The sequence below is a fragment of the Streptomyces durbertensis genome, from assembly GCF_014156695.1.
Taxonomy (GTDB): Bacteria; Actinomycetota; Actinomycetes; order Streptomycetales; family Streptomycetaceae; genus Streptomyces; species Streptomyces durbertensis.
Genome location: NZ_WMLF01000069.1, coordinates 1 through 17,106, shown reverse-complemented (window position 1 = coordinate 17,106; position 17,106 = coordinate 1). Strand labels below are relative to the sequence as shown.

General features: G+C 71.2%; 12 protein-coding genes and 1 pseudogene. 5 read left to right on the top strand and 8 right to left on the bottom strand.

The window, feature by feature from the left end; genetic code table 11:
- Nucleotides 1-586: 586 nt before the first annotated feature.
- A complete protein-coding gene (locus tag GL263_RS07320; protein ID WP_182854768.1) occupies nt 587-1,900 on the top strand; it encodes a hemolysin family protein in 1,314 nt (437 codons plus the stop codon).
- Nucleotides 1,897-2,916 carry a hemolysin family protein gene (locus tag GL263_RS07315; protein ID WP_182854767.1) on the top strand — a complete coding sequence of 340 codons (1,020 nt, stop codon included), beginning with the start codon at nt 1,897-1,899 and terminating at the stop codon, nt 2,914-2,916. The genes GL263_RS07320 and GL263_RS07315 overlap by 4 nt, the downstream gene beginning before the upstream one ends.
- Nucleotides 2,917-2,999: 83 nt before the next feature.
- Here the strand turns inward: GL263_RS07315 and GL263_RS07310 are convergent, their stop codons facing one another.
- Nucleotides 3,000-3,221, bottom strand: coding sequence for an antitoxin (locus tag GL263_RS07310; protein ID WP_182854766.1), 222 nt, complete (start codon nt 3,219-3,221; stop codon nt 3,000-3,002).
- A 442-nt stretch (nt 3,222-3,663) separates the two neighbouring features.
- Between GL263_RS07310 and GL263_RS07305 the strand changes: the two genes are divergently transcribed.
- Nucleotides 3,664-4,509: a universal stress protein gene (locus tag GL263_RS07305; RefSeq protein ID WP_182854765.1), complete on the top strand. Its 846-nt coding sequence runs from the start codon at nt 3,664-3,666 to the stop codon at nt 4,507-4,509.
- A gap of 144 nt (nt 4,510-4,653) precedes the next feature.
- Here the strand turns inward: GL263_RS07305 and GL263_RS07300 are convergent, their stop codons facing one another.
- Complete coding sequence (locus GL263_RS07300) at nt 4,654-5,286, bottom strand: hypothetical protein (protein ID WP_182854764.1); 633 nt, start codon at nt 5,284-5,286, stop codon at nt 4,654-4,656.
- A gap of 751 nt (nt 5,287-6,037) precedes the next feature.
- On the opposite strand from GL263_RS07300, the gene GL263_RS07295 reads away from it, so the two are divergent.
- Nucleotides 6,038-6,442: a BlaI/MecI/CopY family transcriptional regulator gene (locus tag GL263_RS07295; RefSeq protein ID WP_182854763.1), complete on the top strand. Its 405-nt coding sequence runs from the start codon at nt 6,038-6,040 to the stop codon at nt 6,440-6,442.
- A gap of 3 nt (nt 6,443-6,445) precedes the next feature.
- Nucleotides 6,446-7,380 (top strand): annotated as a pseudogene (locus GL263_RS07290) (M56 family metallopeptidase).
- Nucleotides 7,381-7,776: 396 nt separating this feature from the next.
- Here GL263_RS07290 and GL263_RS07285 read toward each other — a convergent pair.
- From GL263_RS07285 to GL263_RS07260, 6 genes are all read right to left on the bottom strand, one after another.
- Nucleotides 7,777-10,440 (bottom strand): RICIN domain-containing protein, encoded by a 2,664-nt coding sequence (locus tag GL263_RS07285; protein ID WP_182854762.1) that lies wholly within the window; start codon nt 10,438-10,440, stop codon nt 7,777-7,779.
- A gap of 41 nt (nt 10,441-10,481) precedes the next feature.
- Nucleotides 10,482-12,854, bottom strand: a complete 2,373-nt coding sequence (locus GL263_RS07280) for a non-reducing end alpha-L-arabinofuranosidase family hydrolase (RefSeq protein ID WP_182854761.1) — start codon at nt 12,852-12,854, stop codon at nt 10,482-10,484.
- A 379-nt stretch (nt 12,855-13,233) separates the two neighbouring features.
- Nucleotides 13,234-14,790 carry a sigma-70 family RNA polymerase sigma factor gene (locus tag GL263_RS07275; protein ID WP_228456191.1) on the bottom strand — a complete coding sequence of 519 codons (1,557 nt, stop codon included), beginning with the start codon at nt 14,788-14,790 and terminating at the stop codon, nt 13,234-13,236.
- A gap of 773 nt (nt 14,791-15,563) precedes the next feature.
- On the bottom strand, nt 15,564-16,046 hold the full coding sequence (locus tag GL263_RS07270; RefSeq protein ID WP_182854759.1) for a GNAT family N-acetyltransferase: 483 nt from the start codon (nt 16,044-16,046) through the stop codon (nt 15,564-15,566).
- A 66-nt stretch (nt 16,047-16,112) separates the two neighbouring features.
- The gene (locus tag GL263_RS07265; protein ID WP_182854758.1) at nt 16,113-16,448 is read right to left on the bottom strand and encodes a helix-turn-helix domain-containing protein; all 336 of its coding nucleotides are present in this window, start codon (nt 16,446-16,448) and stop codon (nt 16,113-16,115) included.
- Nucleotides 16,445-16,735 carry a type II toxin-antitoxin system RelE/ParE family toxin gene (locus GL263_RS07260; RefSeq protein WP_438947928.1) on the bottom strand — a complete coding sequence of 97 codons (291 nt, stop codon included), beginning with the start codon at nt 16,733-16,735 and terminating at the stop codon, nt 16,445-16,447. Before GL263_RS07260 ends, GL263_RS07265 begins: the two co-directional genes overlap by 4 nt.
- Nucleotides 16,736-17,106 lie beyond the last annotated feature (371 nt).

The following is a 17,106-nucleotide window of genomic DNA, read 5'->3' as shown; positions in this document are numbered from 1 at the left end:
GGATGGGACGGGACGGGGCGGGCCGCCGTCCGCGAGGCGGTGACGCCCCGGGGGGAAACCTACTGCGACGCGCGGGCGGGGGCCGCCCGATTCGGTGACGACGCGCGTACTCGCTCTCGCGGGGACGCGCCGGAGTGTCGGGGCCGGGTTCCCCAGGACGTGCCGGGCCGCGACCTCCGCCCCTTCCGTGGCCCCGTCGCTCCGTCTCGCGGCCGGCTCGGCATATCGTCTGAACGGACACGGAGGTCTACACGCATGTAGAAGTAGGAGGGGGCGGTTGTGGATCGCGGCGGCGGAGGAAGGTGGACGCGGGGTGGACGAGAGGTCGAGGGGCCGGTCCGGGCCGCTGCCGGCACACCGACGTCCGGCCCGTGGCTCCCCGTGACGCCCCCGGCGTTCCCTCCGGAGGCGGGGGTGGAGGCGCCCCCGCGCCGGACGAGGCGGCAGCGGCCGCCGCGGGTTTTCCGACAGACAGATTCGTGAAGGAGTTCGTCTTGCCTGCCAGACCGACGGAGCCCCCCGGGGCTGGTCATCGATTGCCCGGTGTCGCGTCGTGTGACCGCGACAGGTCTTCGGCGGGGGCTCGGTGACCGCCGCCGTTCTCGGACTTGTCGCCGTCCTTGTCCTGACGGCGGGTACCGGGTACTTCGTCGCGCAGGAGTTCGCGTACGTCGCGGCCGACCGCCTCGCGCTCGCCCGTGAGGCCGAGGCGGGGGACAAGCGTGCCGCCCGTGCGCTGAAGGTGCTGGGGCGGCTCTCGTTCATGCTCTCCGGCGCACAGCTCGGCATCACGGTCACCGGGCTGGTGGTCGGCTTCCTCGCCGAGCCGTCCGTGTCGACGCTGCTGAGGCCCCTGCTGGACGCGATCGGGCTGACCGGAGGCGCGGCCACGGCGGTGTCCGTGGTCACGGCCTTCACCCTCGCCACGGTCCTCCAGATGGTGGTCGGCGAGCTGGCCCCGAAGAACCTGGCGCTCGCCGTGCCCGAGCGGCTGGCCAAGTCCCTGGCCTCGTCCACGCTGCTCTACCTGAAGGTCGTCGGCCCGGTCGTCCACGTCTTCGACAGTGCCGCCAACGGGCTTCTCCGCAAGGTGGGGATCGAGCCGGTGGAGGAGCTGCGCCACGGAGCGACCCTGGAGGAGCTCAGTCACCTGATCGGTGAGTCCCACGAGCACGGGCAGTTGCCCGCGGACACCGCGGAACTGCTCGACCACGCGCTCGAGTTCTCCGAGCGGACGCTGGACGAGGTGATGGTCCCGCGCGTCGACGCGGTCTTCCTCCACAAGGACACCACCCTCGCGGAGGCAGCGGCGGTGATCGCCGAGCACGGCCACTCCAGTTATCCGGTGCTCGGGGACCACCCGGACGACGTCTGCGGCGTCGCGGGGGTGTGGGAGCTCATGCGGCTGCCGGCGTCCCGGCTGGACGGCATGACGGCGGCGGAGGCCGCCCGGCCCGCGCTGCTGCTTCCCGACACGCTTCCGCTGCCCGAGGCGGTGGCGCAGATGCGCGAGCGGGACGACGAGTTCGCCGTCGTCCTGGACGAGCACGGAGGCGTCGCCGGCGTGGTCACGTACGAGGACATCGCCGAGGAACTCGTGGGCGACATCGCCGACGAGACCGACACGGTCGTCGAACTCGCCGTCGCCGACGGCGACGGCTGGGTCGTCGACGCCGGGCGGCGTGTGGACGAGGCCGAGAACGCCACGGGCATCGCGCTGCCTCACGACGAGGACTACGACACCGTGGCCGGCCTGGTCATCGACCGGCTCGGACGCTTTCCCGCCATCGGGGACCGGGTCACCGTGGAGGGCGTCACCATCGAGGTGATGAGCCTGGACCGCCACGTCCCGGAACGGGTCCGCATCGAACGCTCGGCGGCTGAGGAGGCCCAGGCATGAGCTTCCCCATGGCGTTGTTCGTCACCGTCCTGCTCCTCGCCGGCAGCGGCTTCTTCGTGGCGGCGGAGTTCGCCCTCGTCGCGGCCAAGCGGCACCGCATGGAGAAGGCCGCCGAGAACGGCCAGCGCGGTGCGAAGGCCGCCCTCGCCGGGATGCGCGAGCTCTCCCTGATGCTCGCCGGCGCCCAGCTCGGTATCACCGTCTGCACGCTCGGGCTCGGGTCGATCTCCAAGCCCGCCATCTCCCACCAGATCGACCCGCTGCTGGTGAGCCTGGGGCTGCCCGCCGGACTCAGCTACGGCATCGCGTTCGCCTTGGCGATGGCACTGGTGGTCTTCCTGCACATGGTGATCGGGGAGATGGCCCCCAAGTCGTGGGCCATCGCGCATCCCGAACGTTCCGCGATGCTGCTCAGCCCGCTCTTCCGGGCGGTGGTCAGGACCGTGCGCCTGGTCATCCTGGTCCTCAACACGGTGAGCAACGCGCTGGTCCGGATGTGCCGGGTGGAGCCGCGCGACGAGCTCCGGTCGGTGCACAACCGCGAGCAACTCACCCACCTGGTGGTGGAGTCGGAGCGGTTGGGGCTGATCAACAGGGCCGAGTCGGAACTGATCACCCGTTCCCTGACGGAGCCGCAGACCCCTGTCGCGGACCTGGGAGTCCCGGCGTCCGAGATCGTCACCGTGCCGGCCGACGCCGACGTCGAGGCGATCCTCGCGACCGCGACCACCGCCGGGCGGGCACGTCTGCTCGTCACGGACGGGGCGGAGGTCCTCGGCTCCGTGCACGCGCGGGACGCGCTGGTGGCCCGCGCGCGGGAACGCGCCGCCACCGCCCGCGGGCTCGCCCGGCCGGTACCGGAACTGCGGGGCACGGACAGCCTCTCGCACGCGGTCGAGCAGCTGCGCCGGCACCGCGCGTCCCTCGCCGTCATCCGCGACGCCGAGGGCCGGCTCACCGGCCTGATCACGCTCGACGACCTGCTCGCCCGCCTGCTGGACAGCCGCCCGGCGTAGGCGCGAGCGCGGCGCGGCTCTCCCCCGGGGCCATGTGGCGGCCCGGGGGAGACCCGCACCGGGTGCGCGTCGTGCTCCGGGGCTCAATCCCCGGACTTGCGGTCGCCCAGGCGCTCGACGAACTCCTGGGCCTTGTCGACGCCGGTGTCGATCTGCTTGCTGTACTTGCCGGAGGTCTTGTCGTCGATGAAGTCGCCGGCCTTCTCCAACCCCTCGGTGATCTTCTCGCCGTGGCTCTCGGCGAGGTCCTCCACCTTGTCCTTGAGGTTCTTCAGGTTCTTCAGGTTCTTGAGGTCGTCGAGCATGCTGCGTCAGTACTCCTTCACGCTGGTCGCGGCGCTGGGTGAGAGACGGTTCCGGAGGATCGGCCCCGGGGCCGGGAGCGCCCACGGGCGTGCGTCCGTCGGCCGGCGTGGCCGGGAGCGGACGGTACGGCGCCTTCGCCACCCGACGCGCCGGGTGTCGGTCTGCCACACTCCTGCCCTTGGCGCTGCCACTGGCTTTCTCTCCTCCGGCGAAGACGAAGCGGGGCGGGATCGGACGTTCGGGGCCGACGAGAATCTACAACATTGTAGAAGCCCCCGCATGCCCTTCGGGAGGGAGCGCGGGGGGCGCGTCCGGGCCCCTGGCGGGGTCTGGTGCGGTCTGGCGCGGCCGGCCGTCCAGAGGGACGCTGAGGAGAACCGGCGGTCGGCGCGGCGCGGACGGCGCCGACCGGTTCCGTCGCGAGGAGACGAGGAACGGCTCATGAAACCTCCCGTGGTCGTCGTGGGCGTCGACGGATCACCGGCGAGCCTGGAGGCGGTGGAGGCCGCGGCGGTGGAGGCACGGCTGCGAGGGGCCGTACTGCGCCTGGTGCACGCGTTCGTCTGGCCCGGCATGCACGTCCCCACCGGTCCGTCGCTGCTCGGTCCGGTGGGGGGAGCGTTGCGGGAGGACGTCGAGCGCGTGATCGACGACGCGGTGCGCAGGGCCGGCGTCCGGGCACCGGACGTGGAGGTCGTCCACGCGGTCGTGGCGGGCGAGCCGCTGGCGGTGCTGGAGGCCGAGTCGCGTGAAGCCGCCCTGGTCGTGGTCGGCAGCAGGGGCATGGGCCGGATCACCGGCGCATTCGTCGGCTCGGTCGCCGTCCACCTGGCCGGACACAGCCGGAGCCCGGTGCTTGTCGTGCGCGGCAGGGCCCGTCCCGAAGGTCCGCTGCTGGTCGCCGCCGACGGTTCGGAGGAGAGTCGGGCGGCTGTCGGCTTCGCCGCCTCGGAGGCCGCGCTGCGGGACGGCGGACTACTGATCGTGCACGTGTGCGCGGACGCCCGCCCGGGCCGGTCCCGAGCCGAGGGCGAACGGGTGCTCGCCGAGGCGCTCGCCGTCGCGGGCCGCGCCGGCGGGCCGGAGGGCGGCACGACGACCCGGCTGCTCGCCGGAGAGGTGAGCCGGGTCCTCGTCGAGTGCGGCGAGGGCGCCCAGCTGCTGGTCATGGGAGCACGAGGCCGCGGCGGCTTCGCCGGGCTGCTCCTCGGGTCCGTCAGCCAGGACGTCCTGCGACACGCCGCGTGCCCGGTCGCCGTCGTGCGGGGCGGCCCGGACCGGCGCTGACGGGCACACGCCCCGGCGGGTGCGTCCCTGGCGGCGGGCCGCCACCGGCCATCGGCAGGGGAGTGCGGCGAGGGGCCCGTTCTCCTCCCTCCCGGATTCCGGCTTGGCGAAGTCCGGCCTCCACCTGATCGAGTCGGCTGCCCGTCACGCGCGGGGTCCGGCTCGGCGGGCCGTCGCGTCCCCGGTTCCGTGCAGGCGGAGTTCGCGGCGCAGGCAAGGCAGCAGGCCCCGTTCGATCAGGGCGTTCAGCCAGTCGGCGTGCGCCTGCGCGACGGCGTCCGGCGGGGGCGGACTCGCCAGGACGCGGTGGCGTCTCACCGTCAGGGCGAGCCCGGCCGCGGACGCGAGCCCGGCGACCCCGGTCACGGCCGCCGCGCCCCAACCCACACTGACGAGCGCCTTCGCGAGGGGCCCCGCGGCCCCGGCCAGGCGCAGGCCGTAGCCCAACACGAGGAAGACGACCGTCGCGGCGGCGGCCAGGATCGGCGTGAGTACCGCGAGCGCGGCCGCGGCGTCCTTCGCGTCCTCCGCACGCTGGTGCTCCCCGATCTCCGTTTTCGCACGGGCCCGTACCTCCAGCAGTGCCGCGTACTCCGGCGCCGCCTCCGCGGCGAGGGAATCCGCGGCGGCGCGGGCACGCGCACGCAGGCCGTCGACGGTGTGCCGCGCTCCGGGGTGACCGAGCGCGGTACGGATGTCAGGTGCGTCGAGCGCCCGCTGCAGCGCGTTCTCGAACGCCGCCCGGTCCTCGGGGCGGAGCGCCACCTGCTTGTTCATGCTCATCCCTGTGCTGGTGTCGTGGGTTCTGCCGTCCACCGCGGGGACCGGAGTCCGGCGGGCGCGGTCGACGTGGAGCCTGGAAGGACGTACGGCCGGCCGCCGCGCCGCGGGGCAGGCCCGCAGCGCGCGTGCCGCGACTGTCGACCTCGCGCTTCAGGTCGGGCGCGGGTGCGGCGTCCTCCTCGAGCCGGACCGCGGCGGACCCCCGCCGTCGGACGCGGCGAGGGCGCCGGCGGCTCGTTCGGCCGCTCCGGAGACCTCAGTGAGGCGCGGCGTGCCCGGAGCGACGTTGCCGTCCTCGGCGAGCGTCACACCCATGCGTTCTTCCTCTCCCGCACAGGGCCCGGCCGAACAGTGGCCGCAGGCCCGGAGGCTGCCCGGAACGCTGAATCTACAGCAGTGTAGAAGTACGTGGGTGCGGTTCGATCCGCCCTCGTCCACCGCCCGTCGTCGTCCCCGCGGCACCGGAGGAGACGATGCGGGCCCGAACGCTCGTAACATGCACGCCTGAGCGCGCGGTACCCACGCGCGGATCCCGGAGGTCTGGAGGACGGGTGGACACGAAGGCGAACGAACCGTGCGCGCCGGAGCGTTCCCGCCCCCGCCGGAGAAACCGGCGGGCGCGAGGCGGCGGCCGGTGGACCGCCCGCCCCTCCGGCGGCGATCACGTCGGATCCCGGGCGCCACGAGACCGGGTCAGCTCCCGGGGAGACCGAGCAGTGAGAGTGGACAGCGAGAGGCGGGCAACATGACCGAGGCCGACGCGGGGCGGTCCGGCCGCCCGAACGCCCGCCGGGCGCAAGGCGAGTTGGAGAGCGAGGTGCTGGCCGCACTACGAAGCGCGGCCCGCCCCGTCACCGCCGCCGAGGTCCAGGAGCGTCTCGGCCGGGGACTCGCCTACACCACGGTGATCACCATCCTCACCCGGCTGCGCGCCAAGGGCGCGGTGACCCGACGACGAGCGGGCCGTGCCTTCGAGTGGACGGCGGTCGCCGACCAGGCCGGGCTCGCGGCACTCCGGCTGCGCCGGCTACTGGACGCGGAGGCCGATCGCGAAGCGGTCCTCGCCAGGTTCGTCACCGCCTTGCCGCCCGACGACGAACAGCTTCTGCGCGGCCTCCTCGCCCGCGACCTCGACGAGCCCGAAGGCTGACGCGTGGGCGTCTTCGTCTTCCTCCCCCTGGTCCTGCCGCTGTCCGCGTGGCCGATAGCGCGGCTGGCCGAGCGGCACCTGCACCCGCGGGCGCGACCTGGCTGCTGACCGTCGTCGCCGCCGTCCTCGCGGTCTGCAGCACCCTCTGCCTGGCCCTGGTGATGGTCGTCGGCACCGCACAACTCCCCGGCAACCCCCTGCCGGACAGCTGGTCCTCCCCGAGGGTCCAGGACGCGGTGCCCTACGACGAGGTCGCCGGCAAGGCGTCCATCCCCGCCCTCGGCGCCGTGCTGGCCGCCTGCGCCAGAACGGCCTGGCGCCACCACCGGCTGCGCTCCCGCGCCACCCGGGCCCTTCTCGGACTCCCCGCGGGACCCGTCGCCGTCCTGCCCGACGAACTCCCCTACGCGTACGCGCTCCCCGGGAAGCCCGGCCGAGTGGTCGCGACGACGGGAATGCTCCGGACCCTCACCAGCCCGGAGCGCCGCGTCCTGTTCGCCCACGAGCGAGCCCACCTCACCCACCGCCACCACCGCTTCCTGCTCACCGTGCAGATCGCCGCGCGGGCCAACCCGTTCCTCCGCCCGCTCCGCACCGCCGTCGGATACACCACCGAGCGGTGGGCCGACGAGGAAGCCGCCGCGCGGGTGGGCGACCGCCGCCTGGTGGCGAGAGCGGTCGGCCGGGCCGCCCTGGTCTCCCGGGGTTACGCGCCGGCGGTCGGCATCCCGGACTTCGCCTCCCCGGGCCCCGTCCCGCGCAGGGTCGCCGCACTGCTGGAGCCGACGCCCGCGCCACGGAACTGGCCACCGGTGTTCACCGCGGTGGGCCTCGCCGCGTGGGCGGCTGCCGCCGGCGCCACCGCGTCCGCGCTCTCGTCCGCCAACGCCGCCGTGAGCCTCTTCCTGATCCTGAAAGCGGCAACACCGCTGTACTGACCAGGAACAGCCAGCGGACCACGTCCGCACAGTCCGCACGAGAGACTCGCTCCGCAGCGCCTATCCGGCACGCGGGTGCGTACTCGCCCACTCGACAAACAACCCCGGGTCGTTGACCTGGAGGGGTCTGCGGTGGAGCGGGTGACGAGAATCGAACTCGCGCTCTGAGCTTGGGAATCACCCGGTACTTGAGCCTGCGCATGGCGCCTGACCTGCAGGAACGCGCGTGGACGACCTCGTCCTGGATGCTTCGCAGGGCCCATTGTTGACCGCTGTTTACCGCCCCTGCCGGCACGTTGTGGCACGGCGTCCCGTCGAGGGGGTGGGGAGGCGTCTTCCCTCAGCTGCGGCGGGGCCGCAGGCCGTTGTGCCTGCGGCCCCGCTCGGGCATAGGGGTCAGGACGGGTCGCCGTACAGGAGGCCGCGTCCGTTGGTGCCGACATAGACGCGCCCGTAAGTGTCGGGGTCGCCGGTGATGACGCCCTGGCTGCCGATGGCGCCCCACTGGTGGGCGTCGTCGTTGATGCGGAGCCAGGTCGCGCCCTTGTCGGTGGAGCGGAAGACTCCGGTGACGTCCTTGACCGTGCCGATCAGGTACAGGGCCTGGTAGGAGGTGCCCGGCGCTGCCTTGCCCAAGCCGAGGGCGGAGGCGGACTTCACCGTGGTGAGCGTGGTGAAGGTGCGGCCGCCGTCGGTGGAGTGCAGCAGCCCCTTGCCCCCACCGGAGATCCACAGGTCCCCGGCGACACCGGGGACGGCCGTGAGCCGCCCGGTGGGCAGGTTGGCGGCGCGGGCGGTGAAGGTCGCGCCGCCGTCGGTGCTGGCGTACAGCGTGCCGCCGTTCAGCGAGTAGAAGGTGCTGGCGGACGAGCGGTCGGCGACGACCACGGCGCCGGTGCCCAGGCCGCTGACCCTCGACCAGCTCGCCCCCCGGTCGGTCGAGCGGTAGGGGGCCTGCCCGTGCTGGGTCCAGACGATGGCGGAGCCGTCCGCCGCGAGCGCGACGTGACCACTGTCGGCGCTGGCCACAGGCTCTGACGTGAAGCCGGTCCAGGTGCTGCCGCCGTCGGTCGAGAAGGCGCCGTCCTGGGCACCGCCACGGCCGACGCGGACCATCAGCGTGGGCTTGGACTGGGCGAAGTCGATGGCGGTGCTGTTGGTCATCATCGGGTTCTTCAGCCGCCCGTCGGGCACCTCGGTAAGGGAGTCGTGGCGGAAGCCGCCCAGGTCACCCATGGCGGTGACCACACTGGCGCCGCCGGGCGGGGCGATCGCGTCAAGGAGCGCGGTCTCCTCCAGCCCTCGGGCCCCCACGTGCCAGTGGCTGGTGCCGCCGCTGTCGGTGGCGTCGGCGTTCTTGCTGCGCCAGATCCCACTGCCGGTGCCGTACATCGCGTGCCCGGAGTCGAAGGGGTCGATGGCCAGGGCGGTCATCCAGTGCCCGACGCCCTCACCGACGTACGGCGCGGCGGCGGCGTCCCGCTTCGACTTCGCGCCCTGCGCCTTCCAGGTCGCACCGCCGTCGGTGCTCCGGTAGAACTCGTCCTCGGGCCACCAGCGGCCGAGGGTGGTGACCATCACCGTGGACGGCTTCCGCGGGTCGACGGCCACGCCGGAGAACCCGTAGTTGCCCTGGGACGGGGAGATGTCCTTCCACCTGCCGTCGACCGGCGTGTGCTTCCACACCGAACCCGCCGTCACGCCGTTGGGGCCGAGGGCGTTGGTGTACGTCAGGTACAGCGAACCGTCACCGGAGAGCACGCCGTTCTGCGGCAACTGGCCCGTGGGCTGACCGGGGACGGCCTGCCAGGTGCTGCCGCCGTCGGTGGAGCGGTACAGGGAGGTGGACTTGTCGGAGACTCCGACGTAGACCGTCTTGCTCCCGGCCGGGCCGTACGTCACGAAGGAGATGCCCGCACCACTGCTCGCCCCGTCCTTGACGGGGAACGAGAAGACCTGACTCCACGTCACACCACGGTCGGTGCTGCGCCACAGGCCGTTCTTGCGGGAACCCAGCAGGAGGGTGTCAGGGTTCGCGGGGTCGATCGCCAGCCGTTCACCCGCCCCGCGGCCGTCCTCGTTGGCGCCCACCTTGAAGGGCAGATCGGTGCGCTGGAAGGTGCGGCCCCGGTCACTGGAGCGCAGGATCGCGCCGTTGCCCGCCCAGTTGTTGGTGTAGGTACCCGCCGAGAGGTAGAGCCGGCCGGGGTTGACGGGGTCGGTCGCCACCGAGTCGATGCCCAGCAGGTTCCAGTCCTGCTCGCCGACCCAGTCGGTCAGCGGTATCCACTGCTCGGCCCCGGTGTCCCAGCGGTAGGCGCCGCCCATGTCGGTACGCGCGTACAGCAGGCCCTTCTCCTTCGGGTTGAACACCAGGCCGGTGACGTAACCGCCTCCGACCACCTGGGCGTTCTGCCACACGTACGGTCCTGCCGCGGGCTTGGTCCGGCCGTTGCCGGTCCCGGGCGACTGGGTCCCGGGCTGGGTCCCGGGCGATTTCACCAGCTTCCACTGCTGGTTGGCGGTGCCCCGGTCGGGGTACTGGATGACGGGCGCGCCCTGGGCCTTGGAGGCTCCGTGGACGTCCAGGACCAGGCCGCTCCTGCGGGAGGTGAAGGTGACGGCGTCGGACCCGCTCACCTTGCTGATCCGCCACTCCTGCGAGGTGGAGGAGCTGTCGGTCTGCTGCTCGGCGGCGGCCGCCTGCTTGGTCGAGTCACCCGTGATGCCCAGCACCTTGCCGCTGTTGCGGTTCACCAGCTCGTAGTAGCCGTCCCCCGCGGGCCGCAGCTTCCACTGCTGGTTGGCGGTGTTCTGGTCGGTGTACTGCTGGATACGTGTGCCGTCAGCGGTGGAGAAGCTGCTGACGTCCAGCACCTTGCCGCTGTGCACGGAGACCAGCCGGTAGTAGGCGTCGCTGTCGACCGTCGCGGCCTGCGAGTCCTCCTGGGTGAACAGGACGTACGGCACGACGCCCAGAGGGATAGCGGCCAGCAGGGCAGTGGCGCTCCAGCGACGGCGGTGACGCCCGCGGCGCCCGCCGTTCATGGGGTTCTTCATCGGGGGGTGTTCTCCTTGTGTTCCACGGTTGATCGGGCCGGTCATCGCTGCAGGGTGAGGAGGCCCGGTCGGTACGGCAGTCGGTCGTAGGAGCCGCCCGCGGTGGGGGACCTGCCCTGGTAGAGGAACCGCAGGTTGCAGGGGTCGATGGTCATGGTCTGGTCGGGATTGTCGCGGACCAGGTCACCGTGGCTGACGTCGTCGGTCCAGGTGGCACCGCTGTTGGCCTTGCCCGCGAAGGGGTTGCTCTCGCTGTCGGCCTGCGGGGTCCACGAACCGTTCAGGCTGGAGGCCGTGAACGAGCGGAAGTAGCGCCCATGCACGCCCTTCGCCTCAACGATCATGAGGTACTGCTTCTGGCCCTTGACCTTGTAGACCTGGGGGGCCTCGAAGAGCTTGGCCTCCGTATCGCTCATGACCGTCGTGGAGGACGAGCCGAAGCTGCCGGGAAAGTTCCCGATCGGCATGCTCGCCCGGTAGATCTTGCCGTTGTCACCGGCGAAGAACAGGTACATGTTCTGGTCGTCGGCGATCAGGGTCTGGTCGATCGGACCGGTGGGGGATCCGGTGATGCTGCCGGTGAACAACGGCCGCGGCGCGGACCAGCCGTTGGGGTCGGTGGGGTCGCTCGACGTCCGGTAGATGAAGGGCCACGACCCCCACTGGTACGCGAGGACCCAGATCTTCTTGGGCGCGAAGTAGAACAGCGTGGGCGCGACCGCGGGCTGGCTCATCGCCTTCTGTCCGGCGGACGCCATGTCCGACCAGTTGCCGAAGGGACTGAACGCCATCGAGCCGTACGACGACCCCGACCAGTTCGACGCGTAGACCAGGTGCTTGCCGTTGTGGACCACGCTGGTGAAGTCCTTCAGCGAGCCCCACCCGTTCCCCGGCTGCGCCAGGGCACCGGTCGACTTCCACTTGTACGTCGACGGAAGGTCACACGTGCCGCCGCCCGACCCGGACGGGGCGCTCCACTTCTGGTTGTCGACGGGCGCGCAGGCGTGCAGCTGGATCTTGGTGCCGTTGGCTGTGGCCGCCCCGACGGCGTCGAGGCACAGCCCGGACTGGACGCCGGTGATCGAGCCGTCGGTGTTGATGTTCCACTGCTGGTTCGCGCCGCCGTTGCAGTCCCAGAGGACCACCTGGGTGCCGTTGGTGGTGCCCTTGCCCTTGGCGTCCAGGCACTTGTCACCGTGGATCTTCAGCTGCTTGCCGGCGGTGTGGGTCCAGCGCTGGTTGGCCTGCCCGCTGCAGGTCCACAGCTGCACTCGGGTGCCGTTGGCGGTGGTGGAGGAGGGGACGTCGACACAGCTGCCGGAGGCCACGCCCTTGATCTCCCCCGTACGGGTACCCGTACCCGTACCGTCGGCCGGCTTGCTCGGGGTGGTACCCGGGCCGGAGCTGAGGGCGTTCATGACGGCGGTGTACGCGGGCTTGGGCCTGCCGTTGTTGTCGAACAGCAGCGGGCTTTTGCCGCTGCGCCAGGAGTCGCTGTCACGGACGCCCCACACCGTGATGCCGGTGCACCGGGCTACGGACAGACAGGCTCTGACCGCGTCGGCGTAGTGCGTGGGCGATGCCTGGGCGATGTCCAGCTCGGTGATCTGGACGTCGACGCCCAGGGCGGCGAAGTTGGCCAGGGTGGTCCTGAAGCTCGCCGGCGGGCCCTCCGCCCCGAAGTGGCTCTGCAGCCCGACGCAGTCGATCGGCACGCCGCGGGACTTGAAGTCCTTGACCAGCTTGTAGACGCCCTGCGTCTTGGCGTCCGACCAGTTCTCGATGTTGTAGTCGTTGTAGCAGAGCTTGGCCGAGGGGTCGGCCGCACGGGCGGTGCGGAACGCTTCCTCGATGTAGCCGTTGCCGAGCACCTTCTGGAACACCGAGGTACGGAGCTGCCCGCTGGGACCGTCCTGGAACGCCTCGTTGACCACGTCCCAGGCATAGATCTTGCCCTTGTAGCGGCTCATCGTGGTGGTGATGTGGGTGCGCATCACGTTGCGCAGGGTGTTCGCGTCGCCGATCGAGCCGACCCAGGCCGGGAGCTGCGAGTGCCAGACCGTGGTGTGGCCGCGCACGCGCTGGCCGTTCGCCCTCGCACGGTTGACGATCCGGTCGGAGGGGCCGAAGTTGAAGGTGCCGCGGGACGGCTGGATGTGGTCCCACTTCATCTCGTTCTCCGGGGTGATCATGTTGAACTCCCGGTCGGCGATCGCGGTGTATGCCGAATCGCCGAGTCTGCCGGCGGCCACGGCGGTGCCGAAGTACCTGCCCGAGGGGGACGCCTGCGTAGCCAGGTTCGCGGCTCCGGCGGAGCTGGGGAGGAGCGTCACGACACCGGCCAGCACCGCCGCGGCCGACAGTCCAACCGCCACTGTTCGGCGAGGCCGGCTCAGCCGGTGCAGGCCCTTCATGCTTCTCCTCGGAGGTCGCGGGTCACCCTGGGTGCCGTGATCGTGCGGGCGTGTCGCGTCATTTGGGGGGCTTTCTTCCGGAAATACGTCAAGGGGGAAGTCGGGGCGCCTGCCACGCCGGGCACGTCATGGTGAGCGGCGGGAAGGACACCCCACGCAATGGAGGCCGCCGAACTCGGGGTCTCGTAACAGAAAAGTCGCGCTGTCCGGACGATTGCTCAGTGATGCATCTCGCGGGCGGAAAGCGTTACGCCGAGCCCCGCGGCCTGGTCGTCGCCGTGGAAGGCGCGCCGCCCTGACCACCAGTGAAGGTCCTCGGGCCGGCGGCAGCCGTCGACGCTACGGATCGAAGCCGGATCACATGCTCGATGAGCGGTTCTCAGGCCCAGCCCTTGCGCACGATGAAGGAAGCCTGCTCGGCGAAGGTCCGAGTGCCGTCGGAGCCGTCGAGCCAGACGCCACCGTCGCGGTGGCGGATGACCGACCCCGGATAGTTGTGCGCGTGCAGGGTCACCGACCCGGCGGCTGCCCCGGGGCGCGGACAGAAGGTGGCGTCTTCACGGAACAGTTCGCTGCCGTCGTCGCCGCTCAGCTGCAGCCGCAGGTCACGATGGCGCAGATAGCGGCCGTCGGCCGCGCGGAAGGTGACACACCGCGAGTCGGCCAGCCCCCCGACGACCGTGAAGGTGACCCGCTGCCGTGTCTGCGCGCTGCTGGACGCGGAGACCCGGCCGAGCGTCGCGAAGTCGCCGGCATACGTGAGGTACAGCGCGGGCTGGTCCACGGACTCCAGCGACTGTGCGCCCAGCGGAACAGTGCCCGCGACGGCGGACGGACTCGCCGGGGATGGTTCGGCCGACGGGGTGGTACGCGACGGGATCGGCGTGGGCGCGCCGACCGTGGGGTCGCCGACCATAGGAGTGGCGACGACGCCGGGCTCCCGGTGCGCCGGTTCGGGCCAGGCCGCGTAGGTGGCGGTCCCGGCGATGAGCACCGCGCCGGTGGCGAGACTCACCAGCTGGGGAGCGGTCATCGCGTGGAGTTTGCCGATCAGCGCGCTGTGCAGATTCCCTGACGCCGTCGCCGTGTCGGCGGCGACGTGTGCCATGGCCAGCCCGGCGGCGCTCGCGGTGCTACCCGACAGCAAGCCCTTGGCGGCCAGCGCGGCTACGAGTCCGGCCGGGACGGTCAGCGCCGGGAGGCTGAGAATCAGTACTTCGGCCGGAACCCGCTCTGTCGTCGTCGCCATGCAGACCGGGCAGCCGCGGGTGTGCCGCGCGATCCGCTTGCGCCACACCGACGCGGGGAGACCGTCCCAGCCGACGACGGTCCTGTCCAACTCCGGACAGCGCGGGTCGGCTTCCAACGCGGCGACGATCGCCCGGCTCAGTTCCAACTGCTCACGCATGCGTTGCAGGCGTACGCCGACGTGGGCGACGGTGAGTCCCGTCGCGGCGGCGATCTCGTCACGGCTCAGCGAGCCGGCGCGTTCCTGCCACCACAACGACAGCAGCGCCCGATGGTCTTCGTCGAGCCACCGGCCCGCTTCGACGGCCTGCCGGCGCTCGTCCGACAGATGCAGACGCAGGATCGTGACGTCCTCTGGCTCGGCACCGACGTCCGGTATCTGGCCTGCCTCGTCGATGACCGTGGTCCGGCCGGCGAAGGCGCGTTGCCGCTGCCAGTGGGTATTGATCTGGCGGAGCGTGATCGACACCAGCCAGGCCCGGAAGCTCTCCGGGGCACGCAGGGCAGGCAGGTCGCGCACCACACGCACCAGGGTTTCCTGGACGACGTCGTCGACGTCGGCGTGTCCGCTCAGCGCTCGCCCGACGACGTTGTAGACCAACGGCAGGTACGCGGCGATCAGCTCCTCGCGCGCCCGATCGTCACCGGCCTGCGCCGCGACGACCAGCCCCACATGGTCCGCATTCATGAGCCCCATTCCCACCTACCCCAGGGGAGCGGTCTTCCCTCAGGGAAGCGATCCGTCGAGTACGGCGCCTCACCTTAGCGTCGGCAGGTTGGCTGCCAAAGCCTGTGCCTCGGGCCAACGAGCCGGCCCGCGCCGACTTCGGAGGGCCCGGTACCGCGCGTGAGGACGCGAGTGAGGCGGTCGCTCGCCCGGAACACCGATGACCGCTCCCGCACCGAACCCCACGGGCGCCGAGTGCGTCGGGAGAAGCGGAACGAGGTTCTGGTCCGTGGGCATGACCGGGCATTCTCGGTGGCCGTCCCGGCCTGCTGCGGAGTGCCCCAACTTCGGGGAGAGGCGCCGGGCGTCCGCTCCGGATTCGTCCGGACCTCAAGGGGGCGGCATCCAGGAGGCGTCCGGCCCCAGGTGGTGCGTGTGGTGCGCGGCCAGCCGTCCGAGCAGGGCATTCCCGAGAGTTGGGGCATGCGGAGGGCAAGGCAGGCCGTGACAGGTAAGACAACGACGAAGCCCCAGGCCGCTGGCCCGGGGCTTTTTCATGGAGCGGGTGACGGGAATCGAACCCGCGCTCTGAGCTTGGGAATCACCGATGCCAGGCACCCCGCCGACCACCTGAACTGCAGAAACGTAACGCGTCGGTGATCGCCCGGCCGGTCGCTGAGCACTCTTGCCGATCGTGAATGACCACCCTGACGGGCACGCATCGGGCACGGATCCAGAACTGCGAGACGACGGCCACAGCGTCGCAACAGCGAAGGCTTACGGAGTTGCCGGCTCTACCGAAGCCCTTTGACCATCACCAGCTCCCTGATCACACCGTCGGGCAGCAGTTCGCCAGGCTGCTCCGTGACGCTGAACCCGTGGCGCCGGTAGAGGCCGAGCGCGGGCTCGTTCCCTGGGATCACAGCAAGCCTCAGCGCGACGAAGTCTGACCTCCGGGCCCATGTCGCCACGGCTTCGATGAGCCGGTCCCCGAGCCCTTCACCCCTCAAGTCGGGCCTGACCCACAACGACCGGAGTTCGCATGTCTCGCCGTCGCCGGGTACGCCCCGCACCATCCCCACGGGATCGTCACCTCGAAGCGCGACAACGTTGTACGAGCCGGGGATGCCCATCCGCGCCCGCCACCGCTCCCGGTCACCCCGTGGCCAGTCTTCGACGCGGGACTTGAACGCCTGCGGCGCCTCGGCCAGCGCCGCCACCCGGGCCTTCTCCCACAACGACCAGTCCTCCGCCGTGAGGACACGCAGACTCACCATGCCGCGAGTCTCCCGCACAGCCAAGCCGCCCCCCAACGGTGCCAGATGCCCATGAACACTCTTGGCCTACGCGGCGTGAGTGTCCGTGCCGCGGAGGATGTAGAGGTCGTCGCCGAAGACCGCCGAGATCTGGATCTGACCGCCGAGAGCGGCGACATAGCGTGCGATCGCCTCCACGGTGGAGACTTCTCCGCGCTCGATCTGTGAGACGCGGCTCTTCGTCACGTTCATCAGTTCTGCGACGTCGCTTTGTGTCATGCCAAGGGACTTGCGACGTTCTGCCAGTCGGTGCCCGTCGATGTACGCCTGGTTGCGTTTACGGGCCTCGGTTACAGCCTCCTCGCCGCCGGCATCCGCAACGACGTCGGCGCGTACGTCACTCCACTTGGGAAACTTTGTCATCGCTGTCCCTCCTCGGCTTCGCGTTCCTTCACGTACTCGACGTACAGCTCCTCCGCGCGTGGAATGGCCTGGCGGTACCAGTTCGACCAGTTCCCCGACTTGTCGCCGCCCACGAGGAGGATCGCTGATCGCCACGGATCGAAGACAAAGAGGACACGGATTTCGGAGTGTCCTGCCGACCCGGGGCGAAGCTCCTTCAGGTTGTGGACCTGAGAGCCTTCGAGTCGGTCGACGAGCGGACGGCCCAGGGCGGGGCCGCCCTCCGCGAGCCTGTCGATGGCGTCCACGACCTGAGCCTGGGACTTCTGATCCAAGGCGTTGATCCAGGCGAGGACCTCGGTCGCCGTCCAGGGCTGCGGCGAACGCGGGCTCTGCTGCCGCCCAACTCGCCGCTACGCCGGCCAGGGCTCCGCCAGTAATCGTCAGAAAGCCTCGACGGTCCATGCGCCCACTCTCTCCGAGTCAGGTCAGGGCTTCCACGGTATTGCCCTCGGCGTGCGACAGAAAGCACCAGATTCGCCGAACCGTGGGTCTGAACGTCCACGCAGAGAAAGGTGTGGCTGCCGGTGGCGAACGCCGCCCAATGCGGTCGTGTGCTGCGAGCGGGCTACCGGGTGGCGGCGCGGGACTGAAGCGCTGGGATGGCAGTGATCTTGGC